Genomic DNA, 24,233 nt, shown 5'->3' on the forward strand with positions numbered 1-24,233 from the left:
GGCCGGGCCGGGCGGGACTGTCAGGGACTTCAGGTGCCGTCGGTGTTCAGCCGGTGCGCTCGCACAAGGATGCTGCGGGCCCTGCGCTCCACGAGCACGGGCACGGTTTCGAGGGACGCGCAGGCCGCGGCGACCGCGGAGTCGATCTCGTCGGGTGTGTGGGTGTCGCCGTGCGAGGTCTTGAGGTGCTCGGTGACGTGCTGGATGGCGACGTCCTCGTCCAGTTCGATCATCATGGCTTTCCCTCGTGGGGCCGGGGCTTTCTGAGGTTCTTTGGGCAGGGCCCGCGACAGCACCGTTTGGACATTCCTCGGCCGCCCTGTTTGCGGCGTCGACGATGCTGCCGGCGGGCCCTGACATGGAACGGTAACGGAATAGTTCGGCATCCGATGCAATGCGGTGGTCATGGCCGCGCAAATGATTCGCCACCGGTCCGGGAGCCGGTGGCCTACCGTGCCCGCCACGGGCGTGCGGTGGGCCTAGCGGGCGGTGAGGATGTCCTGCACGACGTAGCCGGCCGAGTCGATGCCCGAGGTGCCGCCCTCGACGAGGGAGGCGACGGCAAGGGCGTCGTCGTAGGCGGTGGCACCGGTGGGAGGCCCCCAGCACGGTTTCCAGCGCGATCAGTACGGAGCGCGCCGGCCGTTGCAGCGCCGAGCCCGGTTCAACGCCACGGTCCGGGACGTCCTCGCTGCCACCGAACGCGCCGACGCCCTGCTGAAGGCCATCTCCAAGTTCTGCGCAGGGGCAGCCTCGACTCCGCAGCCATCACCCGGTTCGCCTGCGCCTTCCTCGTCCTGATCCAGTACCCCTCACCCGTCGTAGGCGCGAATCAAGATATTTTCCCTTCGAGCTCGTAACACGATCATGAGCGGGTCCTTTTGAGGCGTCGCCAGCAGATCAGACTGCAGGCCAGAGCGACGAAGGTTTGCTCGACGACGTAACGGAGCTTGCCCATGCCCTGGATGTTCGGGGCGCCCTTGCGGGAGATGACAGGCAGGATCCGCCGCTTGCGGAGCTCTTCGCGGTTCGGATTGGAGTCGTAGCCCTTGTCTCCGAGCAGGGCCTCTGGGCGCCTGCGAGGACGGCCGGGGCGGCCGGCGACGGGTGGAATGCCGTCGACCAGGGCGAGGGTCTGGGGACGTCGTTCACGTTGGCCGCGGTAGTGATGACCTTGAGCGGAGTTCCGCGTCCGTCGCAGATCAGGTGGTGTTTGCTGCCCGTCTTGCGCCGGTCGACCGGCGACGGACCGGTGTCGGCACCCCCTTTTTCGCGCGGACATGGGAGCCGTCCACGCAGGCCCGTGACCAGTCGAGTTGGCCGGCCGCGTTCAGCTCGGCGAGCAGGATGCGGTGCAGTTGGTCGAAGACTCCTGCTTGCTGCCACCGCTCCAGGCGGCGCCAGCAGGTCTGTCCGGAGCCGAACCCCAGCTCCAGCGGCAGGAGTTGCCAGGCTATGTCGTTATAGAGGACGTAGAGGATGCCCTGGAGACAGAGCCGATCTGCCACCGGACGCGGACCCGGCGACCGCTCGGGCCAGGGCGGCAACAGCGGTTCGATCAGCGCCCACAAGTCGTCGTCCACGATCCACGGTCGAGTACTCACAGCATGACGAACGGCCGAATCATCAGACCGGTCACGCCCAACCAGCACATCTCAACAAGATCGTGTTATGAGCTCTTCGGGAAATTAACACGTACATGACGTACGATGTGCCTCCGGTGATTTGAAAAGAAGAGGAATTGTGAAGAAGGCGCACATATGTCTCGTGGTGGCGTGCACTCTTATGGTCGCCTCTTGCGGGGGAAGTGAAGCACCGATCAACACATCTCGTCTGACGGACCGCGAAAAGGAATGGGTCGAGTTCTCCTACGAGCACGAGAAGAACGACGAGGTCAAAAGGACGTGGGAGCAGCTGACCGCTGAAGGCGTCAAGTCCTACCTGGATCGGCAGCGTTCCGTCCTGTGCGGCGACACGGCAGCGCTGATGCAGAGCCTGAAGGAGGCGGGTTGGGAGGCAGGTGAAATGCAGGAGTACAAGGAGAAGTCCGACGAACTGATCTGCTCGCCCTTTTAGGGCGGACTGCCGCGAAGGCCCCGCCGACGCTGGCAGGGAATGGTGCGCGGCGCATTCACCGCAGTGGTCGATCTTCAGTCGGGCAGGTCACCAAGCTGCCGTTCCACTCGTCGCTCGCCTACTTCTCGCCCGGCTGCGGCCAGGGTGAGAAGGCGGTGTTCACTAGCTCAGCCACGACGGTGACAGGAAGCAACAGACCCCGCCTGATTACCGTCGACGCGGCAACCGGCAGGGAGTCCAAGCCGGTCACGCTCGCAGGCGCGGTCACCTCGGTCGTCCCCACGGACGCGGGCATTGTCGCCGCGCACGGCAACAGGCTGGTACGGATCAACGGCACGACCGTGAAGACACTGGCGTCCACCACAACGGTGCCGTTCGAGATCACCGCCGACGCCGATGGCGGCATCACCTTCATCGACCGCGAGCTGGACAAGAAGGCATCCATGACGCCTCCCAGCTGGGCCAAACATCTCGACCGTGCCGAGGTCGTGAAGGGCCGGAAGGCCGAGCCCGTCACCGTCGTGTCCGGCATGCTCGAAGCCTGGGACCTGACCCGCTCGGCGCGCGGCGAGGTGTTCGTCACCGGTGCCGCCACGTCCAGAATGAGAAGTGCCCCGGAATAACCGGGGCACTTTGGTTTCACGACCAGAAGAGTCGTCCTTCTGTGACCGAGCAGGTCGGATGGCTTCCATCGGCGATTTTCGTCAGCATTTCTGCCACGGAGTCGAAATAGCGAGCCGGTGATGCGTACTCGGCCGTGATCGTGATCTCACCCACGACCCACCTGCCAATACGGCCGTCCCGCGCGTCGATGAACTTTCCCGTCCAGCCATCCTGGTCCGACAGGAACGGGATCCACTCATTGCGCCAGAACGGATTGCCCGGCTGATCCGGAGGGTTGACCCCACCGGGCATGGAGTGGTTCGCATAGAGCTTCTCTATCGCCCGAATGCCCAGAAAGAACATCCCCTCGTCCGGAAATCCGGCGAAACCGCAACATGCCACATCGTCGTCCACATCTTCCTCCGGAAGATCCAGATTGTTCTGCAACAGCCATGCCCGCAGTTCCGGAGGAAGCGGGATACCCATCTGTTTCTCGGCGGCCGCGAGCATCTGTTCAGTGGCAGGCCCGGGCAGATCCGCATGATCGGCCGGGGCGTGCTCCTGAAGAAGACTCATCACGCGGGACCAGCTCTCCACCACGCTCATTCCCCACGATCCTCTCTGTATGAACGCCCTCCACGGCTGCGTCACTGCGGGCTACTGTTCGAAGTGTCGACGCCGGGTGCCGCAATTCCGAAGCGAGCGCAAGAAAGCCACCTTGCAGCGCCAAGCGGAAAACCTCGCAGGAATGGTACTCGGAGTGGGTTGACTGCCCCCTGCTTGGCGCTTTCCGGCACACGGTGCAGGACCGTCCGCTCGCGAGGTGACCGCCCGCCAACTCCTCATGGACACGCCGGTGTGCCCCTGCGGGCCCAGCTGAGGAACCTCTACGGCACCAGCGAGGACGTTATCCGCCGTGACGTCCTGCACGAGGAACCGCACCGGCCGCCCGGCGAGGCCGTCGAGTACACAGACCGGGCCTCCCTCACCTGAAGGCAAGCGCTCAGAAGGCATCGCGGACGTCGGTCAGGGGCTGGCGGTCGGCGGTGCCGCGCAAGAGCGAGGGAGCGCGAACCCCAGTCACGATCCGCGTCGATCCTGGCCTTGACGGTGGGCTTCGGCCTGTGCCGCCTCTGCTGGCAGAACCGTGGCGAGTGCGAGCAGCGTGACGGCAGGACCCGGCCGAACTGCGTCGGCCCCGCCGCCATCGTCGGCGGCCTGGCACTGCTGCGTTCGTGAACTGCGAGCTGCGCGCGCCCCAGCCGATCCTGAACGTGCGCGAGTACCGCGACCGGCAGTTCTCCGACGCCAACCTGGCCGTTGCGCTGTTCTTTCCCGCGTCTTCGGCGCCTTCTAGTTCCTCGCCCAGCAGCTCCAGTTCGTCATGGGTTACAGCCCGCTCGTCATCGGGCTACGTCTGTTGCCGCCGCTGGCCGCCGCCGTGTGCGTGGGCACGATTGTGACCGGTTTCCTCACCCCGCGTCAGGGCATGAAGGCGATCGTCACCGCCGGGACGCTCGGCGGGGCCCCTGTCTCCGCTGTTCTTGTCACGGATCACGCAGTCCACCACATACTCGGGCATCACCTGGGCCCTGCTCGCCCTCGGCCTGGCGTTCTCGCCGTGCACCGAGACCATCATGGGAGCCTGCCCCGAGGACGAGCTGGCCGTCGGCGGTGCCGACAACGACACGGTGATCGAGTGCGGCCGCTCCTTCGGCATCGCCATCCTCGGCTCCGCCCTGTTCACCTACTACGCCGACCAACCCACCGACCGGTCGGCGACACCAACGTGCCCTCAGACCTGCTCGCCGACGCCACTGACCCGGTAGGCGGGAACTTGTCGCCCAAAGGGCTGGCCGACAAGCGCTGTGCGGCGGGACGTGAACCGGGGGTCGGACGGTTGGGGAGCACGCTGCCGGAGGGGACCTCCGGCGGCGGGCAACTTCCGGGACGGCCAGCGCGCGGCCGCGCCGGCCGGCAACCGCCGTGACGGATAGGCCCGGCGTCCAGTGAGCAACCGCTGGAGCAGGAATGCCACGGCGAGGGTCGCGACCCCGGCGAGCGCGTCGGTGACGAAGTGGTTGGCGGTGGCCAGGATGACGGTGACCGTCGCCAGCGGATAGCAGATCCCCAGCACCCGCACCCAGGTGCGGTGGGCGAGGCATGCGAGCGTCAGGCCGGACCAGGTGGACCAGATGATGTGCACCGAGGGCATGGCGGCGTACTGGTTGGACAGCGACGCCACGTCCCCGGACGCCCAGGAGCCCCAGGTGTGGTGGGCGACCACGGTGTCGACGAAGCCCTGGCCAGCCAGGAAGCGGGGCGGGGCGGTGGCGCAGAACGCGAAGCCGGCCAGGGCCAGCAGGGTGGCGGCGTACAGGGTGGTGCGCACCGAGCGGTAGCGGTCGGGGTGGCAGACGTACAGCCACACCAGCACGGCGGTGGTGACGATGAAGTGCAGGGTGGCGTAGTAGTAGTTCATCCCCACGATCAGCCAGTCCACCTTGTCGGCCGCATGGTTGACCGCCAGCTCGATGTTCACATGCAGGGTCTGCTCCGTGGCCAGGATCTCGTGGGCGCGGTGCAGGGCGGCGGTGCGGTGGGCGGGTACGGCGTTGCGGGTGAGGGTGTAGGCCCAATAGAGCAGCGCAGTGAAGGCCAGCTCCACCCACAGCCGGGGCCGGGTGACCGGCCGAAGCCGGGCGGGCAGCAGCGGGCCGATGCCCCATCCCGTGTACGGCCGCTCGGCCGCGGCCCGTGATGTATCCGCGTCCGGGACGGATGTCACGACCGCTTCCCCCCGGACGCCTGGGCCGGCTGCGAGACCCCTTCTTCCCCCTCCTCGTCCGGGTGCGGCGCGTCGTCGTCCGGGCGAGGACGGCGGGTGACGATCAGGTACACCAGCGCGCCGGTGAACAGCACCAGGGACACCCAGTCGTTCAGCCGCAGGCCCAGGAAATGGTTGGCGTGGTCGATGCGCAGCGCCTCGATCCAGGCCCGGCCGGCCGTGTAGGCCAGGACGTAGCAGGCGAACAGTCGTCCCCTGCGCAGCCGTTGGTGCCAGCGGCGGTCGAGGAACAGCAGCAGCGCCATCACGCCCAGGTTCCATAGGGACTCGTAGAGGAAAGTGGGGTGGTACAGGGCGATGTCCGGGCTGTCGGGGGGCCGGTTCGCGGGGTCGATGTACAACGCCCACGGCAGATCGGTGGGACGGCCGTACAGCTCCTGGTTGAAGTAGTTCCCCCACCGCCCGATCGCCTGGGCCAGTACCAGACCGGGTGCGACGGCGTCGGCGAAGTCGGCGAGCTTGATGCCGCGGTGGCGACTGCCCAGCCAGGCACCGACCGCGCCGAGCGCCACCGCGCCGGGGATGCCCAGACCGCCGTCCCAGATGTACAGGGCGCGGATGGGCTGCTTGCCGGCGGTGAAGTACAGCTCCGGGTCGGTGATCACGTGGTAGAGACGGCCGCCGAGGATACCGAACGGTACCGCCCACACCGCGATGTCCGCGATGTCCTCCCGCCGTCCGCCGCGGGCCTCCCAGCGGCGGCCGGTCAGCCACACGGCGGTGAAGATGCCGGCCAGGATGCACAGCGCGTACGCGCGGATCGGCACCGGTCCGAGGTGCCACACCCCGTGGGAGGGGCTGGGCAGGTACGCCAGATTCATGAGCTCGACCGTTCTGCATGCGCGAGGCCCGGCGATGTGCCGGGGAAGACCCGCCCGACAATACATCGGACACCGAAGTATCTGATGGTCGGAGCCCCGGATGAAGGGCAGGCACCCGCGGGCCGTCCCGTTAGTCTTGCCGCATGTCCGCGCAGTCCCACTCCGAAGTCCCTCTGTCCCGGCCCGCCGCCGAGGCATCGGACGCCCGGTTGCTCACCGAGGCGGTCACCCGGCTGCGCCGCGCGCTGCGCGCCTCAATCCGCACCGACTACCCGTGGGAGACCCTCCCCATGGCGCAGGTCGAGCTGCTTCAGGTGCTCGGCGAGCACTCACCGGCCCGGATCAGTGATTTGGCCGCCCGCCAGCGCCTGGCCCCCAGCACCGTCAGCGGTCTCATCGGTCAGATGATCAGCGCGGGGCTGGTCGTCCGCGAGGTCGACCCCGCCGACCGCCGCGCATCCGTCGTCACCCTCACCGATGCAGGACGCGAACAGCTCGTCGCCTGGACCGCAGCTCATGAACGCCGTATGGATGCCGCCATCGGCGCCCTCGACGAGGATGCACGGGTGGCCATCGTCGGTGCGCTGCCGGGCCTCTTCCAGCTCGCCGAGGAGCTGGGCGAGCCGGACGACAAACCGGCGGCGGGCTGAGGTACGGGATCAGGCCGCCGTGCCGGGCCGTTGCCCGGTGGGCTCGTCCTGGTCGGCGGGCATGAGTGACGCCGCCGCTTGCCGGGCGTGCTCGATGAGCACCAGGAGGGCTTCGCCCCGCCCGGGACTTTGCCGGCGTCCGGCCGAGACGTCGTCGAGGAACTCCCGGAACTGCGCGCATCCCGAACGGTGTTGGATGCGCTGGTCTCCCGCGTTCGCTGTGTCCCCGTCCGGCTGCGTGCATCGTGTGCACGTTCCGTGACGGGTGGGCGGGTTCCGTCACGCCCTCGTGGGCCTGGTCCGGCCTGGGCGGTCCGATGCCCTGCAGCATCGCTCTGGTGCTGTGGGGGCGGTGCCGTCCGTCGCCGGATCGGGTGCCCGAGGGCGCGTCGCCCGATCGCGATGCCAGCGGGGCCTCGCGGAACAGCGCGGTGAGCACGGCGGCGACCGCCCCCGTAGGCAGGCCCCCGGCGACGGCCCGCTCCAGCAGATCCTGCGGGCTGTCCGAGACGCGCCGGATTACGCCGGAGTCGGCGAGCGACTTCTCCATGGCGGCATAGCAGGCGATGACGGCTGCGCGGGCGTCGGTTCCCGCCAGTAGGGCACGGCGCCCGGAGTCTACGGCGTGGGCTAGGCGTTCCTGCTCGTCGTCGAGCGTCACGTGTGTTGCCGGGGCCTCGGACGCCGGCGGCCGGGTCAGATACCGCCACAGATGCAGCCCGGCGATCATGACGACCTCGACAAGCAGGGCGATGCCGAGACCGAGTTGGATGCGCGTCAGCCCGAAGTGCATGCTGTGCCCGGCGTGCCCGGCATGCTGTGCGGGTGGCGGGGTGGGCACCGGGTCTTGCCGCGGACTGGGAAGCGGTGACGATTCGCGGCCGTCCCCCTGGCCAGCCTCGTGACTGCTGCCGGACGAACCGAATTGGTGCAGGACCATGACGAGCAACGGGACGAGCAGCGACGCGGCCAACAGGACGCGGCTCACGCCGTCAACCACCCGCTGTTCCCCCGGGTTGAGTTCCCGGGCGGCGCCGACCTGCTCTCGGCACTTCTCGCGCAGCGCCAAGCCGCCGAGGAGTGAGAGCAGGGCGAGGCCGACTACGAGGACGGGGTTGCCGCCGAGAGGCCCGCGGCCCTTGGCCAACAGGCTCGTGTCGGGGTGCTGCAGCAGTGCTCCCATGGACGTTCCGCCCACCTTCAGCACGGCCAACGCGGCCTGTACCGTGCCGATCGTGCTGTGCCGCCGTCGCCCGCCCGTCGCGTGCTGCAGCCCCACGCCACCCCCCTCCCTTGTGATCGGCCAGGCCATGGGCGCCGTCCCCGGTCACCTGTCGCCGATCCCCGACTTGACGGAATCCTGACACGGCGAGGCGCGCCACTTCATTGCCGACTTCCGGCAATCATTACGGACCTCTTCATGCCGTCTGTCGGCTATGGCCGGACGGGCACGCAGCGGCGGTGTCCGGTGAGGTGTCGCTAATGGCTGACAATCAGGCGCCTACGACCTGCAGGGCCAGGGGGCTTCACTCAGAAGTGAAGCGGGTGCGGTCGAGGGGGATGATGACGGCCGATTGTTTGGTGCCCTGCTCGCGCAGGGCTGCTTTCTCCGCGAGCAAGACGGCGATGATGGTAGCGGCTGCGTCGATCTGCCACCTCTGGGCGCAGGGCGTGCGGATAGCGCGGTGCCCGCTGCATGCAAGGCGCGGTGAGCCGGCCTGCGAAGTGAGTGCCACGCAGGCCGGCTCGGGTTGGCTCGGCGGGTCTCAGATTCCGGGAGGGGTGATCACTGGCACTTGCGGCCGGTGTTGATGCACTGGACCATCTGGTTCATCAGGTTCTCGTCGAAAACGTTGATGAAGTCGCCGTGGTCGGTGATCGGCTTGTGCATCTGCTCCGGGAAACCGTCCACTGCGTAGAAGGGTATGGACTTTCCGTTGTCGTTGAGACTCGGTGCCTTTACGGCGTAGACCAGGCGCTGGACCAGCTGCGGGATGGCCTTGAAGCCGTTCGGGCAGGCGCCGGTCTTCGGGTCGGCGAAGGCGACGTGCGAGCGGTGGTTGGCACTGTCGATACTGCGGCCGTCCCAGCAGCTCTGGAACTTCGACGTGCGGACCAGTTTGCTGCCCTGGGGGCAGATCGGGTACTTGTCCGTCAGCTGCCGGTTCTCGAAGCCGGTGCAGCTCCATGCCGAGTTGGCGTTGGCGGTGCCGTTGGTGAATGCCTTGGCGTCACCGGTGATGATCCGCAGGAACTTGGGCATTGCCACGACCTTGCCGCGCGGGTTGCCGACGAAGTTCAAGGTGACTTTGGACGCGGTCAAGATCCGGCCGCTGTTGCCCTCGGCGCCGCCGCCGAGTTGCTTGGCGTCGAATTCCTGGGTGCCGTCCTGCAGGCGGAGCACAGGCCAGTAGTACGTGGATTTGTCTCGCTGATTGCGGCAGCTGGTCGCGGCGGCGGCGAACTCCTCGTTGGAGGTGAACGCGTCGTTGTCCTGGTTGCCGACGTAGTCATGCGTGTGGTGGGCGCCGTTGTCGACACCGGGCGCGACGATGATGTTGTCGGAGTTGTACAACTTGTTCGCGTTGACGCCGCACCGGGTCGTGAACACACCCTGGGAAGCGCCGCGCTGCCCAGGGGGGTTCTGCACATTGGGCCGGACCTTGGTGATGTCCACGAAGTCCGCCGCCACCGGACCGTTTGCGCCCTGGTCGCCGTTGCCGTTCTGGCCGGCGCCGTTGCCTCGTTCCTGGCCTTGGCCTTGTTCCTGGCCGCCGGCCGAGCGCAGCGAGCAGGAGGCCAGGGATTCAAGACCCTGGGGCCTGGGAGCGGACCTGCCAATGGCGATCTGGATCCGGTCGATGGTCGCGATCCGCTTGTCCTTCAGCGGCCCCATGATCGCGTTGTCGGCGAAGTTGCTGTCCTGTCGGATGGCTCTGACCGAAGTCTGCAGTCGCTGGTAGGCCTCGGCCACCTGTTGGTCCAGGAGCGCGAGTTCCCTGTCGACCTGTGCTCTGGCCTGCTCGGGGACCGTGGTCAGCTTCGCCCCGACATCCGGGCAGCTGATCGTGACGTTACCGGCCGCGAGGACCTGGTTCGCCCGGTCCTGGGGAGCGCGCTTCGTGGTGCTGCTGTTTCCGCTCTCGTGGGCGGAGGCGTACACATTCACCGCTATCAGCCCTCCCGCTCCCAGAGCGAGACCTGCCGCGGCGGCGATGGCCCGATGTGTTGTCCTGGACCGCTTGCGGGTGTTGCGTCGCATGGGACTCCTCTGGCGTTCTCGAGTCAGGTAGTGCTTGGTGATCTCTCGGTCGATCGCGACTCGGTGACCAGGGTTACGGATGCGATCGGCGTGAAAGCGGGTTCCTGACCTCATGTCATGCCTCCGTAAGAACTCGGTGGCCCGTGATCTTGAAGCCCTGGACGCTGCCCGCGCCGCCCGCGTTCATGACGTAGGCGAGGTTGCCGGACACCGCGATGGACGAGGGGAAGTCCCCGCCCGAGCGCACCACCCGCCGGTCCGTCAGTTTCTGTCCCTCGACCCGGAAGGAGGTCACGGTGCCGCTGCCTGCGTTGACTGCCAGAAGCAGATGCGAGCCGCGGTCGTAGACGAGTGAGCCCTGGGAGGCGAGGGAGTCGGTGGGTGCGTCGACCTGGTCCCCGCCCTTGCCGCCGGTCGCGTAGGTGCCCGCGGGGGACTTCTCCCGCCGAGGCGATGGCCACCTTGGTCGCGACCGCCGCCGAAGCGAGGACGCCGGCCCCGGCGATGGTCATCCGGACCTGCGACTTCGACCTGCGCCTGGTATGCCTGCTCACGCCTGCCTCGTACCTCGCCGCCGCCGGTCGTGCCACGCGACACCCCGTACGCGGGGGTCGCGTCCTTCTTCCGGTCCGCGCTCGCCCGGGGCGAGGCACCGCGTGTCTTCGAGGACGGCGGGCAGCGGCGGGACTTCGTGCACGTACGGGATGTGGCGGCGGCCAATGTGGCGGCGTTGGAGGCCGAGTCCCCGGCTGGAGCGCTGGCGGCGTACAACACCGGCAGCGGGGAGCCCCGCACGGTCGGCGAGATGGCGCGGGCGTTGGTGTCCGCATACGGCGGGCCGGAGCCCGTGGTGACGGGGGAGTACCGCCTGGGGGACGTACGGCACATCACGGCCCACTCGTCGCGGTTGCGGGCTGAGCTGGGCTGGAAAGCCGAGGTCGGCTTCGAGGAGGGCATGCGGGAATTCGCGAGGGCAGGGTTGCGCGAGGAGTAGGACTCGACCGGGCCTGTTGCGGCGGAGCGGGAGGCGGACGGAATTGGGCCGAGGGGCTGGCAGTCGAGCAGCAGCGCGGTCGCCGGGGAGATGGCGGCTGCCATCGCGGCGGCTGGTGTCACACGGTGTGGGCTGGCAAGGCCGTCGCCGGCACCACGGCCACGGCTCCGCGAGCATCGCGGTGACCGCGACAGCGCCGACGAATGAGGGAGACGAGCAGCGTTCGCACGTCAGGTCTCCATGTCCGTATCCCGGTGACCACCCGTGCTGCAGGGCCGGTTGAGCGCCGGAGGCGCGTGCCGCTCACGCACGCAACCGGACTCCTGCCGACGGCACTTCGGTGCGCTGCTCCCTTCCTTGACGTCCGCGTTTCGTAAGGAGTCGAAGTCCCTTACATACCCTTTGTCTTCGTAGGGTGAAAGCCGTGACGACTTCTCCTGTAACGCGATCGGAAGCGGGGACGACCGCGGCGACTGTCGACGTGGTGCTCCCTTGTCTGAACGAGGCTGAGGCTCTGCCCTGGGTCCTCGCCCGTATCCCGCCCACATGGCGCGCGCTGGTGGTGGACAACGGATCAACGGACGGCTCGCCGGAACTGGCCCGCGACCTCGGCGCGACCGTCGTGCGTGAGACGCGCCGTGGCTTCGGCGCCGCCTGCCACGCCGGGCTGACTGCGGCCACCGCTGAGATCGTGTGCTTCTGTGACTGCGACGCCTCCCTCGACCCGTCCCTGCTCATGCCCTTCGTCCGCGAGGTGTGCGACGGTGAGGCCGACCTGGTGCTTGGGGGGCGCCGTCCCCAGGGCCGGGGCGCCTGGCCCGCGCACGCCCGGTTGGGCAACGTGGCGCTGGCACGGATGCTGCGCCGCCGCACGGGGCTGCGCCTGCACGATCTCGGTCCACTCCGTGCCGGCCGTCGTGAACAGCTGCTCGCCCTGGAACTCACGGACCGCCGCAGCGGCTACCCGCTGCAGATGGTCGTGCGCGCGGCCGACGCCGGCTGGCGTGTCGTCGAGCACGACGTGCCCTACCTGCCGCGCACCGGTGCCTCCAAGGTCACCGGTACCTGGCGCGGAACCTGGCAAGCGGTACGGGACATGAACCGCGTCCTGGCTGAACCACCGGTGCCCCCGGACGGGGCAGGTGCCGACTCATTCGCCGTACTCCCAGGAGGAACCGCTCAGTGACCACTCTCCTCGTCATCGCCAAGGAACCGCGGCCAGGACGGGTCAAGACCCGGCTCACCCCGCCGTTCACGCCTCGCGAAGCGGCGACGCTCGCCGAGGCGGCGCTCGTGGACACCCTGCGCACGGTGGCGGCCACACCCGCCCGCCGCCGCGTCCTGGTACTCGACGGCGCTCCCGGACCCTGGCTGCCTCCCGGCTTCGACGTCGTCCCGCAGTGCGCAGGCGGTCTGGACGAGCGGCTGGCCGCCGCCTTCGCCGGCTGCGAGGGACCCGCGCTGCTCATCGGCATGGACACCCCCCAGGTGACGTCCGCACTGCTCACCGTCGACTTCGCCGACTGCGACGCGTACTTCGGGCCGGCCGAGGACGGCGGCTTCTGGGCGCTGGGTCTCGCCCACCCGGACCCCGAGCTGCTGCGCGGTGTGCCGATGTCCACGCCCACGACGGGTGCCCTGCAGCGTGAACGGCTCGCTGTCGCGGGCCTACGTGTACACGAGCTGCCCTGCCTGCGAGACGTGGACACCGCCGACGACGCGGAGGCGGTCGCCGCGGCCGTGCCGGGGAGCAGCTTCGCCGCCGAACTGGAGCGTCTCGGGGCGGCTGTCGGCCGATGAGCACCGCACATGAGATCGCGTCACCGAGGGTGAGCGCCCTGGATCGCCTCGCGCCTGTCGCGTCGATGGCCGCCGCGCGCCCTTGGGCTGCCGACCCCTACTCCGAGGCCCTGGTCACCGGCCGGGGCCCGCTCTTCCTTCGTCGCGCCGACGGCTGGCTGCTGCCGCTGGAGGTGGAACGCTGGTGCGCCAGGGCCGACGCGGCGGACATGGATGTTCTGGAGCACTGCGAAGGCGCTGTACTCGATGTGGGGTGCGGTCCGGGGCGGCTCGTCGCCGAACTCGCGGCCCGGGGCCGGCCGGCGCTCGGCGTCGACGTGAGCGAAGCCGCCGTCGCCCGCACGGTGCGGCTCGGCGGCCAGGCTCTGCAACGCTCCGTCTTCGAGGCGCTCCCGGCCGAAGGGCGTTGGGACACGGTCCTCCTCATCGACGGCAACATCGGCATCGGCGGCGACCCGACCGCCCTCCTTCGGCGGATGTCTCAACTCCTCGGCCAGAAGGGCCTGTTGATCGCGGAGACGGTCCCGGACCGTGAGGTTGACGAACGCGTCACCGTCCACGTCGTGAGCTTCACCGCCGGCGCTCACGGCACGGCCGGTCCGCCCTTCCCCTGGGCCCGTCTCGGCACATCGGCCCTGCTCCGGCTCGCGACACGCGCTGGCTGGCGCCCGGAGCGTCAGTGGACGACCGGCGGCCGCTCCTTCGTCGCCCTGCGCAACCGCGCTGACCGCAGCAGGAGCACCACCGCCGAGCCGCCGAACAGCACCGCGGTGATCAAAAGCCAGCGGGACAGGAATCCGTCGCCGGACAGGGTGGTGGCGGAGCTGTAGTGGTCCGCCACCTGCCCGCTGATCAGCGGAAACCAGATCAGCAGTAGCAGGCCGGAGAACGCCGCCGGGACGCGCACGTAGACCGTCCACTCCCGGCGGCCGACCACGCCCAGCCCCCGCGCGACGACCCGGTCCGCGCCCGCGTACAGAGGCAGCAACACCAGGTCGTGCAGCAGCGCCGCGCCCACGAACCACAGCACGACCGAGAGCCAGTCGTCCGCGAGCAGTCGCACGCCCGCATACCCTGCCAGCGCGAACGAACAGGCGAGAAGCAGGAGTTGCAGCGGGCTACCCACACGCGGGCGCACCACAAGCCGTCGTGTCACAGGTCGTCGCATCACAGCTCTCCGAAGGTCATCCGTGCCACCCACTTGGTGTTGAGCACACCGGGCGCCGCCGGGACGATGATCCGCGCCGGGTAGCCGTGGTCCGCGGTGAGGGACTCGCCGTTGACGAACAGGGCGAGCAGGGAACGCGGGTCGCGTACCTGGTTGTCGCGTAGGGCGGCTTGGCGGAACGCCCCGCGCCGCTGGAGCGACTCCACCAGTACGTCCGGCGCCGCGCCGGTCTCGTACCCGACGAGCGCCGCCAGGTCCCGCAGGCGTACGCCCCGCCACCACTGGTCGGAGGTCGACCAGCCTTCCACGCAGGCGATGGGCAACGCCACGCTGTGCAGGGGGAGTTGCAGCAGCTCTGTTCGGCTCAGCCGGACCGTCCGTCGCTGCCCCTCGATCACCAGCCGCCACGCCTCGTCACTCGTCTCCGTCGTGCTGATCCCGCGCGATGCGGCCGTCTTGTTGATCTGGAAGCCGCCGGGTCCCGAACCCGGTTCGGGGCCGCCGTGCGGCGCGAGCAGGGCCGTTGCCCGCAGCGGTCCGTCGAAGCTCCGGCCCGCCGTCGTGGCCAGCAGGAGCAGGGATCCGCCGCCGACGAAGGCGAGGGCGCCGCGGCGCGAGACGGTGGGCGGGGCGGGGTTAGGGGAGACGAGCTCGCTCTCCTCGTCGTGCAGGTGGCGCAGGTTGCGTATCGCGGCCGGCACCCGCAGCACCGCGTGCGTCACGAACGCCGCGAAGAACACCCAGGCGCCGTAGAAGTGGAGCGGATAGAAGGAGCCGGGGAAGAGGTAGTCGAGCTGGACGTTCAGCACGCCTGTGGTGAACTCGAACAGTGCGCCCCCGACGAGCAGAAGCAGCGAGATCCGCTCCAGCGCATGCGCGAGGGAGCGCACGGGCGGCAGGGTGAACAGCTTTGGCAGGACCGACCACAGCTTTGCCAGCAGTACGGGGATCAGCACGATGCCCAGGGTGACGTGGACGCCCTGGGTGAGTCGGTAGAGCCAGGGCGGGTCGGTCGGCCAGGCGAAGAGGTAGAAGCCGAGCAGACCCTTGTCCGGGGTCTTGTCGTTCACCGGCGACAGATCCGGGTTGTAGGCGGCGTACGACACAAGGCCCGTGACGAAGAGCACCGTGATCCCGCCGAGCAGCACGATACCGAGCACGGAGGTGAACCAGGGGCTGCGCAGCGGGCTGCGCCAGAAACCGGGAGAGGTGGGGAGTTGATGGTCGCGCATGTCCCGACCGTAGGCCGGGACGGGCCGAGGACGGAGCCCGCAACACATGACGAAACGCTGACGTCCAGGCTCACCGGATCCTCATCCGGCCCTCCCAGGCCTAGCGTGCCGGTGTGAACCGCGATCTTCTCCGCGACCTGTCCGCGACCCTGGCCGCAGCGCTGCTCGTCACGACGGCGGCTGTGATCGGCACCGTCCTGGAACACCGTTACGGAAACCTTCATGTCAGCTGGCCGCCGCTGTACGGCCATTGGGAGCCCCATGTCGGCCCCGGCACCCCCGCCGCCATCATGGTGGCCCTGGCTGTGGTCGCGTACGGGCCGCTCATCGCCGCCCGGCTGCCCTGGCGCGCTCTGCTGTGCACTGCCTGGGGCACCGCCACGGCGTGGACGTTCTCGCTCGCCCTGGTCGACGGATGGCAGCGCGGAATCGCCCGGCGCCTGACGACCAAGTACGAGTACCTCCAGGTCATCGACCCCGTGAACCGCTTCCACGACATCCCCGCCGCCCTGCGGGACTTCACCCACCACATCCTGATCCACTCACCCGACGCCTGGCCCGCACATGTCGCCGGACATCCCCCCGCCGCCACCCTCACCTTCGTGCTCCTCGACCGGATCGGGCTGGGCGGCGGGGCCTGGGCGGGCGTCTGGTGCATCACCGTCGGGGCGACTGCGGCGGTGGCGGTCCTCATCACCGTACGAGCGCTGTCCGGGGAGGCGCTCGCCCGCCGCGCCGCGCCCTTCCTGGTTCTGGCCCCGGCCGCCGTGTGGATGGGCACCTCCGCGGACGGGTACTTCGCGGCGGTCGCCGCCTGGGCCGTGGCGTTCCTTGCCCTCGCCGTCACGGGACACCGGCCCCGGTCGGCAGGTCTCGCCTCCGGGCTCCTCTTCGGCCTCACCGCGTATCTTTCGTACGGGCTGACACTGTTCGCGGTGATCGCCGGTGGTGTCCTGCTGCTCGGCGCCCGACGCCTCCGTCCCCTCCCCTACGTCCTCGCCGGATGCGTCGTCGTCCCGGCCGTGTTCACGTTCGCGGGCTTCAACTGGTTAGAGGCGTACGACCTGCTGGTCACCCGCTACTACCAAGGGGCCGGCGGCATCCGGCCCTACGGCTACTGGGTATGGGCGAACCTCGCATGCACGGCACTCGTCGTGGGTCCGGCGACGGTGGCCGGTCTGCGACGAGCCGGCGCAACTCCCCTACGCCAGGGCATTCGCACGTGCCTGCGCCGCTCCACCGCCGAACCCCGCCTCGCCCTGCTCGCCCTCGCCGCCCTGCTCGCGCTCCTCACCGCCGACCTCTCCGGCATGAGCAAAGCGGAAACAGAGCGCATCTGGCTGCCGTTCGCGATGTGGTTGCTCTCGGCATGCGCGTTCCTGACCCGACCCCGCGCCTGGCTCACCGCCCAGGCCACCCTCGCCCTGCTCCTCAACCACCTGCTGCTGACGGGATGGTAACCATGGCGACCCGCGCGGGGAGCGTCACCGGTCACCGCAGCGGTCGCCCACCGCCGAAAGCCTGCCATCGCGAGGGGTGCGCACACGACCACCACTCCTGTCGCGGCGCCCTCACACATCGACCGTCTGCAAGCGGCAGTCCGGGTGATCACGAAGCTCCGGGTGTCGGCCTTTTGGCCAGCGTTCGGGATGTCGCCGTCCCGCTGCCCGTGCTGACCACTGTCAGCCAGCCTCACCGGTCGTCATGGACGAGAGAGCCTTGAGAAGCGAGTGCATTGGCCGGCGCGTTGCCCTGCATGAGGACGGAGTGATCGGCCGAGGCAACGGTCACCGTCGTTCCACCCGCCGTGGTCGCGAGGAACCCGGCGCCCATGACATACAGAGGGCTCCTTGGCTTCGCCATGTGGTTCGTGGGCTGCTTGGGCCTGCTCAGATCCTGGCTCCTCGCGGATCTGCGACCGCCACTGCGGATCAGTGGCGACAGGATCAGGGTCGGTAGCGGAGGGTGGGCAAGGCAGCTGGTCGGCCGCCGCGTCAGGACCTGGTAAAAATTCGGCTCCACGCGGACTCCTCTTGGCGTCGCCCGTGACGAGCGTCAAGGTCTTACGAAACACGGACGTCGGGGCGGCCCTGCCGCACCGCAATGAGGCCGGTGGGAAGCTGAGCGCATGCAGCAGCCGCACGAATCAGCAGACTCCTCCGGACATGCGCCACGCGAGCATGGAGGTACGACCCGCGTCCTCGTCGTGGACGACGACCCCACCGTCGCCGAGATCGTCTCCGGCTATCTCGACCGCGCCGGGTTCCAAGTGGACGTAGCAGGGGACGGGTACTCCGCGCTCGCGCGGGCTGCGGCGCACTGGCCGGACCTGGTGGTGCTCGACCTGATGCTGCCCGGCATGGACGGCCTGGAGGTGTGCCGCCGGATACGTGCCCGCGGGCCCGTGCCCGTCATCATGCTCACGGCCCGCGGTGACGAGGGCGACCGGATCCTCGGCCTGGAAGTGGGGGCCGACGACTACGTCACGAAGCCGTTCAGCCCCCGTGAGCTGGTCCTGCGGGTCGAGTCGGTACTGCGCCGGGCCCGGCCTGCCGTCGCGGCGCGTCCCGTGCACGCGGCAGGCGTCACCGTCGACCCGACAGCCCGCCGCGCCACCAAGAACGGCACCGAGCTCAGCCTCACCCTCCGAGAGTTCGACCTCCTCGCCTTCCTCCTGCGCAACCACGGCCGCGCCTACAGCCGCGAAGAGCTGATGCGCGAGGTGTGGGGCTGGGACTTCGGCGACCTGTCCACCGTCACCGTCCACGTCCGCCGGCTGCGGGGCAAGGTGGAGGACGACCCTGCCCGGCCACGACTGATCCAGACGGTGTGGGGAGTGGGCTACCGCTTCGATGCCACGCCCTGCGAGGAGGTGGTCTGACCATGCGCGACGCCTTCCTCATCGCCCTCTTCGCCTTCCTCGGCGCCGTCGCGGCCGGGCTGCTAGGAGCGGGCGTGCTGTGGCTGATCCGGCGACGCTCGCTGACCGCGTCCCTCGCCGTGGTCGCCGCCGTGGCCGTGACCGCCATGCTCGCGGGCACGCTGGCCGTGGCGCAGGCGATGTTCCTGTCCCCGCACGACCTGACGGTTGTCACTATGGTTGTCGCGATGGCGGCGGTCGTCTCCCTGGCCACCGCGCTGCTGCTCGGCCGCTGGGTCGTCGCCCGCAGCCGGGCGCTCACCGCCGCCGCCCGATCTTTCGGCGACGGCGGCCACTTCTTGGCTCCGAACGGCCCGGCGACCGCCGAACTGATGGCGCTCAGCCAGGAGTTGGCCGCTACCAGTGCGAAGCTGGCCGAGTCCCGCGATCGCGAGCGCGCCCTGGAGGCATCGCGACGCGAGCTGGTCGCCTGGATCTCGCACGACCTGCGCACTCCCCTCGCCGGGCTGCGTGCCATGTCCGAGGCCCTGGAGGACGGCGTGGCCGCCGACCCCCACCGTTACCTTCGGCAGATGCGCACGGAGGTCGAACGCCTCAACGGCATGGTGGGGGACCTCTTCGAGCTGTCGCGCATCCACGCCGGGGCGCTCGCCCTTTCCCCTTCCCGCATGTCGGTGTACGACCTAGTGGGCGACGCCCTTGCGGGAGCGGACGCCCTCGCCCGCGAGTACGGGGTGTGGCTGGTCGGCGACCGCGTCGAGCCGTTGCCGGTCGAGGTGGACGGCAAGGAGATGAGCCGAGTGCTGGGCAATCTGCTGGTCAACGCGATCCGCCGGACACCCTCCGACGGGACCGTCGCGGTCACCGCCGAGCGCTTCGCCGACGGCGTCGTCCTGTCCGTCACCGACGGATGCGGGGGCATCCCCGAGGAGGACCTGCCGCGTGTCTTCGACACCGGTTGGCGCGGTACCCATGCCCGCACTCCTCCCGCCGGTGCGGGCCTCGGCCTGGCCATCGTCCGAGGCATCGTGGAGGCTCACCGGGGCCAGGCCGCCGTACGCAACGTCCCCGGCGGCTGCCGCTTCGAAGTGACGCTTCCCCTGGCCGGGGCATGATCGGGAGCGCATCTTCCGCAAAGCCGCCCTCGCTGGCCGGTCATTCGCCAACCGCGACGACATCGAATACGCCACCACCCTGGCGACCGACCAGCTCAACGCCCATGCCAACCCCTGGGTCTGGGGCAGACCCGCACCACCAACTCGCCGACCACGGCGCTGATATGTGTACACCGTTTGAGGAACCCAGCATTAGGTTGGGACATTGAAGCTCATGACGTCGATGAAGTTGAGCGCCCGCCATTGGTCCTGGCTGTAGCCGTCCCATCCTTTCGCCGCGCGGTCGGCGGGGAACTCGGCGGCCTGGTCTCGGCCGACGAGGACGAGTATGTAGAGCTGGCCGATACCTTTGACGCCTGGGTAGCCGACGGGCCGGTTGTCGTCTTCCCAGCAGCCCGCGGATGTAGGAGTCACGGGTGTCGCCGGGTAGTAGCGTCCGTTTCCCGGGTTCCCGTAGGAGTCCTTGGTCTCGGGGTCAGGGCGTCTGATGAGGTAGAGGACCTGACCGGCAGGCACGTCCAGGCTGAGTTGTCCCTTGACGCTGACTTCCGGACTACTGCCTGGGCTGACGACTGTGTAGACGCTAGGCCTCAGACGGTTGGCGAAGAGCGATACGTTGAAGCGCGAGGCAGGCGGCTGGTTCCAGGAGTCGCCCAGACGGTTGAGATCGCACGGATCATCGCCTGTCGGGTCCACACTGCTTGTCGTCGGACGCGGCGGGTTCGAGCCTTCGTCATGGATGAGCACGACCGGGATGACGGCTGCTGCCACGGCCGCTATGCCCGCGATGATGGCAACTTTGATCGGGACCTTCCCGCCCGTGATTCCTCCGCTGTCGCCTTGTCCATCAGGCATCGCAGTGTCGTCGGGCGACCCCGTGTTGGTGTTGGTCACTTACATCCCCCTAGGTCAGAAGTCCGTATTAGCGGATGACTGCTATTACGGAAAGCGGCGTATAGGTGCAGTGGGGGGTGAGGTGCACATCTCACGCGCTCCCTGTTGGGGCTGCTGAGAACGTGTCATCTCAGTGAGGTAGAACGGGAGCGAAAGGCCATCATGTGCACGCAAGCAGTGAGGGCAGGCCGGGCGCCGCAGTCCTCGGTTTCTGCGCCGTGCGGAGAAGGAACTGAAAAGGGCACAGCAGTTGCTCATGCCGGCTCCGCCGGGGCCGGGACGGATGCGGGACCGGCGAGAAGGAACTTGGCCGATTTGGCCGCCAGATGCGGTCGAGATATTCCGCGGCGTCGTCGGGGCGCATGCGGGCCAGAGCGACCAGGGCTGTGATGGCGACATCCGCGACTTCCGCATGAGCGTCCTCCCAGGGTGTCGTCGCTTTGCGGGGGTTGGTGCCGCGGGCGCCGATGACTGCCTGGGAGGCTTCCCCGGTCTCCTCGGCGATCTTGAGGACTTGCAGGCTCCACTGCTCGTCTTGGTCCAGGCCGAGCGCGGTGTCGTGTGCGTTGAAGCGGCGGGCGAGTCGGTGGATGGTGTCCCAGACAGTGCTGCGCACGGTGTGTATGTCTCCTTGAGGGAGGACGGGTCGGGCGACGATTCGGCGAGGACGGCGGTGAGGGGCTGTGGGCGGGAGTGGTGCGTCTTTGCTGCTGATGACGTGATCGTTGGCGTGGAGGCAGTGCGTGACCGAACGGGGGTGGTCCGCACGATCACCGGAGGTCTGCGGCGTCCTTGAGGTCGTCTGCTGTTGTGTTGGCCGGGGTGCTGCTGTCCAGGGCGGGCCAGTGGAAGACCAGCCGAGAATCCGTCTTGTCCAGCACATGGCCCGCGGGCAGGTCCTGGTCCGCCGTGCCGGCCGGGTGCAGGGTCAGGTGGGGGTAGCCCGCGGCGCGGACGGTGCTGTCCCAGTCGCGGACCCGGGCGGCCATCTGCTGGGCGAGGCCTTCGCTGGCGGGTCCGAAGGCGTGGACGATGAACTCGCTGCGCCGTTCGGCAGGTGTGTCACTGTCCTGGACCAGGACGTGGGTCAGGTAGGCCAGAGACCTTTCACGCACCAGGGCGGCCGCGTCCGCGCCGCGCGGCACGGATGCCAGGCCGCCGTCGCGCTCGCGGTCCACCGCAAGGCGGCAGAACCCGTCCAGCGTGGTGGCCAGGAGCAGTTGCAGGGTCTCGAACGACTCGCCGCCGGCCACCTGCACGCCCGTGCCGAGTTCGTGGCGAGGCCCTCGCACCGCCTGGTCCAGGCCGGCAGTGTCGGCGGGGATCCCGTCCTCGAAGCGGAGTTGGAGTCCATCGGGCAGATCGACAGTGGGGGTGGTGCGGGCGGCGGACCCCCGGTCGCGGATGAACCCACAGAACGTCCAGTCGCCGGGGCCCGCCTCCAGTACGCTCCCGCGCTTGTGCAGGGTGATCGCGCGGGTATAGCCGTGCATTTCCAGCGGCACGACGAGGTAGCCGCCCTCGGCGAGCTGCTCGCGCCACGCCGGTGCGAGGTCCCACACGTTGTAGGTGATCACCATGCCGTCGAAGCCGCTCGCGGGGACATGGTCGGGTGCGCCCAGGGCCCCGTCGCCGAGGATCGCGGTGACGCGGCCGCTGCCGGCCTCGGCCGTCAACTGCCGCGTGCGGTGCACCACGTAGGGGTCGACGTCGACCGTGACCACGTGCCCGCGCCGGCCGATGACGTGGGCCAGGAGCTCGGCGTTGAAGCCGCCCGAGCCGACCTCCAGCAGGGTCATCCCGGGCTGCGGGCGAAGGCCGTCGATCATGATGCCCTGCAACCACGCGGCGGAGACGCTGCTGACCGCCCGCCCCTCCTCGTTCCTGACGGTGACGACCGCGAGATCGTCGTCGTACGCCGTCTCCAGAGAAGCTTCGGGCGTGTACCGGTGGCGGGGCACGCTGCGCAGCGCTTCGAGGACCGGTGGCGACAGGCGGTACCCGCGCTGGAAGATCTGTTCGGTCATCTCGTGCCGCAGCCGTGCCGCCTGCGGCGGTTCGCCAGACACCGGCGGACGCCGGCCGGCCACCGGGTAGGTGTGCACGGGCGGCGGGCCCGGCAGCACGCCCGGCCACACGAGATTCAAAGCTTGGGCGGTCGGTGAGAAGATCGGGCCGAGCGCAGCCAGTGCGTGCAGATCGTGCCACTCCCACCGTGCGAACCGGTGGCGCTCTGGGGCGGGGACGGCCGGTGCACCGGACCAGGCGACGGCGCGCACCACGCCGGAAAGCCGCCGCAAAACGCCCCGGTCGTCGTGGAGGATGGCCACCAGATGGGCGTCTTCGATACGGCAGCTGAGGCCGGCCTCCTCGGCCAGTTCGCGCACGGCCGCCGTGGGGAAGTCCTCGCCCGGCTCCACGCGCCCTCCGGGCAGCTCCCACACACCGTCGCTGGAGCGCCCCAGCAGTACCCGCCCGCAGGCGTCGGTGACCACCATGCACGCGCCGGCAACGGCCTGCGCCGACGGCGCCCCGTCCCTTTCGATCGCGGTGAACTCCCGCCGGGCACCGCGCAGGACGAGCATCGCCAGGCCGTCGGCGTCGAACCGCTCCACGCTCTGCCACCTCTCGGTCAGCACCCGGACCTCGTCCTCGTCCAGCGCGATGTCGCGCCGGTCGGCGGGAGTGCCGGCAGCCAGGGGAGTGATCACCACGATCGCGCCGCCCGGACGCAGCCGCCCGGCGAGCGCGTGCAGGACCCGCTGCCGATCGCCGAGAAACGGATACACCAGGCGCAGGGTGATCAGGTCGTATCCGTCCTCGCTCAGCTCGACCGGGTCGTCGTGGGCAACGTCCAGGCACAGCCACCGAACGCCCACCGCGCCCGCCCGCTCGGCTCGAGCGCGCTCCAGCGCACTGCCGGCGAAGTCGACGGCATCGACGCGGTAGCCCAGTTCGCCCAGATAGGCCGCCAGTTCCCCGGTGCCACAACCCACTTCCAGCGCCCGGCCGTTGACCGGCGCGGGAACATGCTCGGCCAGCAGAACCTTCTCGGCCTGGCCGACCCGGCGAAAGCCCCGGTCCTGCGCGTAGTGCTGGTCCCACTGATCCCGGCGGACATAAGCCACGGAGCTGCTCCTGATCGTGTGGTGATCGGCTGTCGCTGTGGTGCTCGGGTTCGGGTGCCGGTCAGCTCCCGCACGCGGTTGTGTCAGTTGGGGTGACCCCGAGCTGGAGCTTGCTGATGGAAGAGGGCGGTTGGTGTCCGGTACGCCGGAACCAGAGAGGGGTCCGGCCCGCCCCGCCTGCTGTTCTGCGCCGGGGCCAACGGTTCCTCCCCGTTCCTGTCGCGTGATTGTTCGAGTGTGTCTGGCTCAACGAGGCGGAAGGGTTTTCGAACGCACGTTTTTCAGACGCGCTCACTTCCGCCAAAGGGCGGGCGCGGTGAGGCGTGCAGGATGCAACGACCCGTGTCCGGACCGGCCCGAGATGAGAGCGATCTTGGCCGAAACACCGAGTGCCCGGATGCCGTCGGGCTGGAGGGCGGGCATCCGGTCGGCATCGTGAGTTGGCTGCCATGCCGGGCACTGCGTCCGAGGTCCGGTCGGCGCGCTCGGCAAAGAGTTCGCCTTACGGGCCGTCCGTTCCTGGCTCACCCCCGCCGTCACCCTCGACCGGTGGTGTCAAGCCTGGACGGACAAGGACCCGCCCTCCGAGCTCCAGGCCCCGATCGACGCGGTTGCCGCCGGACACGGCCTTGATCGCTACTACCGTATTTAACGAACTACCGGTAATGCTGGATTCCTCAAAGGACGTACACATAGCGGTGGCGTAAGTGCCTGGTGGGTGGTGCGGGTCTGCCCCAGATCCAGGGCCGAGCACGGGAGTT

At 69.1% G+C, this 24,233-nt stretch carries 23 protein-coding genes and 2 pseudogenes; 14 read left to right on the forward strand and 11 right to left on the reverse strand.

The window, feature by feature from the left end; all coding sequences use genetic code 11:
* Positions 1 to 29: 29 nt before the first annotated feature.
* Together ACWD3I_RS46865 and ACWD3I_RS46870 are read right to left on the reverse strand one after the other, a co-directional pair.
* Positions 30 to 236, reverse strand: coding sequence for a three-helix bundle dimerization domain-containing protein (locus ACWD3I_RS46865; protein ID WP_365408786.1), 207 nt, complete (start codon positions 234 to 236; stop codon positions 30 to 32).
* 629 nt (positions 237 to 865) lie between these two features.
* Positions 866 to 1,586 (reverse strand): annotated as a pseudogene (locus ACWD3I_RS46870) (IS5 family transposase).
* 157 nt (positions 1,587 to 1,743) lie between these two features.
* Here ACWD3I_RS46870 and ACWD3I_RS46875 point away from each other — a divergent pair.
* Together ACWD3I_RS46875 and ACWD3I_RS46880 are read left to right on the forward strand one after the other, a co-directional pair.
* Positions 1,744 to 2,076, forward strand: coding sequence for a hypothetical protein (locus ACWD3I_RS46875; protein ID WP_365408783.1), 333 nt, complete (start codon positions 1,744 to 1,746; stop codon positions 2,074 to 2,076).
* A 155-nt stretch (positions 2,077 to 2,231) separates the two neighbouring features.
* Positions 2,232 to 2,699: an SMP-30/gluconolactonase/LRE family protein gene (locus ACWD3I_RS46880; RefSeq protein ID WP_365408780.1), complete on the forward strand. Its 468-nt coding sequence runs from the start codon at positions 2,232 to 2,234 to the stop codon at positions 2,697 to 2,699.
* A gap of 16 nt (positions 2,700 to 2,715) precedes the next feature.
* Here the strand turns inward: ACWD3I_RS46880 and ACWD3I_RS46885 are convergent, their stop codons facing one another.
* Entirely contained in the window at positions 2,716 to 3,285 is a 570-nt protein-coding gene (locus tag ACWD3I_RS46885; RefSeq protein ID WP_365408777.1) for an SMI1/KNR4 family protein, read from the reverse strand.
* A 252-nt stretch (positions 3,286 to 3,537) separates the two neighbouring features.
* Here ACWD3I_RS46885 and ACWD3I_RS46890 point away from each other — a divergent pair, with 252 nt between their 5' ends.
* From ACWD3I_RS46890 to ACWD3I_RS46900, 3 genes are all read left to right on the forward strand, one after another.
* On the forward strand, positions 3,538 to 3,672 hold the full coding sequence (locus tag ACWD3I_RS46890) for a hypothetical protein (RefSeq protein ID WP_365408774.1): 135 nt from the start codon (positions 3,538 to 3,540) through the stop codon (positions 3,670 to 3,672).
* Positions 3,673 to 3,783: 111 nt separating this feature from the next.
* On the forward strand, positions 3,784 to 3,918 hold the full coding sequence (locus tag ACWD3I_RS46895) for a hypothetical protein (protein ID WP_365408771.1): 135 nt from the start codon (positions 3,784 to 3,786) through the stop codon (positions 3,916 to 3,918).
* A gap of 305 nt (positions 3,919 to 4,223) precedes the next feature.
* Entirely contained in the window at positions 4,224 to 4,508 is a 285-nt protein-coding gene (locus tag ACWD3I_RS46900; protein ID WP_365408768.1) for an MFS transporter, read from the forward strand.
* Here ACWD3I_RS46900 and ACWD3I_RS46905 read toward each other — a convergent pair.
* On the reverse strand, positions 4,475 to 5,401 hold the full coding sequence (locus ACWD3I_RS46905; protein WP_451084413.1) for a phosphatase PAP2 family protein: 927 nt from the start codon (positions 5,399 to 5,401) through the stop codon (positions 4,475 to 4,477). The genes ACWD3I_RS46900 and ACWD3I_RS46905 overlap by 34 nt on opposite strands.
* 62 nt (positions 5,402 to 5,463) lie before the next feature.
* On the reverse strand, positions 5,464 to 6,348 hold the full coding sequence (lgt, locus tag ACWD3I_RS46910) for a prolipoprotein diacylglyceryl transferase (protein ID WP_365408762.1): 885 nt from the start codon (positions 6,346 to 6,348) through the stop codon (positions 5,464 to 5,466).
* 143 nt (positions 6,349 to 6,491) lie between these two features.
* Here lgt and ACWD3I_RS46915 point away from each other — a divergent pair, with 143 nt between their 5' ends.
* Together ACWD3I_RS46915 and ACWD3I_RS46920 are read left to right on the forward strand one after the other, a co-directional pair.
* Complete coding sequence (locus ACWD3I_RS46915) at positions 6,492 to 6,998, forward strand: MarR family winged helix-turn-helix transcriptional regulator (RefSeq protein ID WP_365408759.1); 507 nt, start codon at positions 6,492 to 6,494, stop codon at positions 6,996 to 6,998.
* 928 nt (positions 6,999 to 7,926) lie between these two features.
* The gene (locus tag ACWD3I_RS46920; RefSeq protein WP_365408756.1) at positions 7,927 to 8,082 is read left to right on the forward strand and encodes a hypothetical protein; all 156 of its coding nucleotides are present in this window, start codon (positions 7,927 to 7,929) and stop codon (positions 8,080 to 8,082) included.
* 702 nt (positions 8,083 to 8,784) lie between these two features.
* Here the strand turns inward: ACWD3I_RS46920 and ACWD3I_RS46925 are convergent.
* Positions 8,785 to 10,260, reverse strand: a complete 1,476-nt coding sequence (locus ACWD3I_RS46925) for a DUF1996 domain-containing protein (RefSeq protein ID WP_365408753.1) — start codon at positions 10,258 to 10,260, stop codon at positions 8,785 to 8,787.
* A gap of 115 nt (positions 10,261 to 10,375) precedes the next feature.
* A complete protein-coding gene (locus ACWD3I_RS46930) occupies positions 10,376 to 10,555 on the reverse strand; it encodes a hypothetical protein (RefSeq protein WP_365408750.1) in 180 nt (59 codons plus the stop codon).
* A 282-nt stretch (positions 10,556 to 10,837) separates the two neighbouring features.
* Here ACWD3I_RS46930 and ACWD3I_RS46935 point away from each other — a divergent pair.
* The 4 genes and pseudogenes from ACWD3I_RS46935 to ACWD3I_RS46950 all read left to right on the forward strand — a co-directional run.
* Positions 10,838 to 11,254 (forward strand): annotated as a pseudogene (locus tag ACWD3I_RS46935) (GDP-mannose 4,6-dehydratase); the annotation flags it as partial.
* Between the two features lie 415 nt (positions 11,255 to 11,669).
* The gene (locus ACWD3I_RS46940; protein WP_365408747.1) at positions 11,670 to 12,440 is read left to right on the forward strand and encodes a glycosyltransferase family 2 protein; all 771 of its coding nucleotides are present in this window, start codon (positions 11,670 to 11,672) and stop codon (positions 12,438 to 12,440) included.
* Entirely contained in the window at positions 12,437 to 13,054 is a 618-nt protein-coding gene (locus ACWD3I_RS46945) for a TIGR04282 family arsenosugar biosynthesis glycosyltransferase (protein ID WP_365408744.1), read from the forward strand. The genes ACWD3I_RS46940 and ACWD3I_RS46945 overlap by 4 nt, the downstream gene beginning before the upstream one ends.
* The gene (locus ACWD3I_RS46950) at positions 13,051 to 13,884 is read left to right on the forward strand and encodes a class I SAM-dependent methyltransferase (protein ID WP_451084412.1); all 834 of its coding nucleotides are present in this window, start codon (positions 13,051 to 13,053) and stop codon (positions 13,882 to 13,884) included. The genes ACWD3I_RS46945 and ACWD3I_RS46950 overlap by 4 nt, the downstream gene beginning before the upstream one ends.
* 337 nt (positions 13,885 to 14,221) lie before the next feature.
* Here the strand turns inward: ACWD3I_RS46950 and ACWD3I_RS46955 are convergent, their stop codons facing one another.
* Positions 14,222 to 15,454: a molybdopterin-dependent oxidoreductase gene (locus ACWD3I_RS46955; protein ID WP_365408741.1), complete on the reverse strand. Its 1,233-nt coding sequence runs from the start codon at positions 15,452 to 15,454 to the stop codon at positions 14,222 to 14,224.
* Positions 15,455 to 15,567: 113 nt separating this feature from the next.
* Here ACWD3I_RS46955 and ACWD3I_RS46960 point away from each other — a divergent pair, with 113 nt between their 5' ends.
* The 3 genes from ACWD3I_RS46960 to ACWD3I_RS46970 all read left to right on the forward strand — a co-directional run bounded on the left by ACWD3I_RS46960 (position 15,568) and on the right by ACWD3I_RS46970 (position 19,450).
* Positions 15,568 to 16,914 (forward strand): hypothetical protein, encoded by a 1,347-nt coding sequence (locus tag ACWD3I_RS46960; RefSeq protein ID WP_365408738.1) that lies wholly within the window; start codon positions 15,568 to 15,570, stop codon positions 16,912 to 16,914.
* Positions 16,915 to 17,582: 668 nt separating this feature from the next.
* Positions 17,583 to 18,335 (forward strand): response regulator transcription factor, encoded by a 753-nt coding sequence (locus ACWD3I_RS46965; RefSeq protein ID WP_365408735.1) that lies wholly within the window; start codon positions 17,583 to 17,585, stop codon positions 18,333 to 18,335.
* Positions 18,336 to 18,337: 2 nt separating this feature from the next.
* Positions 18,338 to 19,450, forward strand: a complete 1,113-nt coding sequence (locus ACWD3I_RS46970) for a sensor histidine kinase (protein ID WP_365408732.1) — start codon at positions 18,338 to 18,340, stop codon at positions 19,448 to 19,450.
* A gap of 192 nt (positions 19,451 to 19,642) precedes the next feature.
* Here the strand turns inward: ACWD3I_RS46970 and ACWD3I_RS46975 are convergent, their stop codons facing one another.
* The 3 genes from ACWD3I_RS46975 to fxlM form a co-directional block, all read right to left on the reverse strand.
* Complete coding sequence (locus tag ACWD3I_RS46975) at positions 19,643 to 20,344, reverse strand: hypothetical protein (RefSeq protein ID WP_365408729.1); 702 nt, start codon at positions 20,342 to 20,344, stop codon at positions 19,643 to 19,645.
* 160 nt (positions 20,345 to 20,504) lie between these two features.
* Complete coding sequence (locus tag ACWD3I_RS46980) at positions 20,505 to 20,960, reverse strand: MazG-like family protein (RefSeq protein ID WP_365408726.1); 456 nt, start codon at positions 20,958 to 20,960, stop codon at positions 20,505 to 20,507.
* Between the two features lie 154 nt (positions 20,961 to 21,114).
* Positions 21,115 to 23,472, reverse strand: a complete 2,358-nt coding sequence (gene fxlM, locus ACWD3I_RS46985) for a methyltransferase, FxLD system (RefSeq protein WP_365408724.1) — start codon at positions 23,470 to 23,472, stop codon at positions 21,115 to 21,117.
* Positions 23,473 to 24,233: the final 761 nt, after the last annotated feature.

The organism is Streptomyces sp. NPDC002817, from assembly GCF_053592055.1.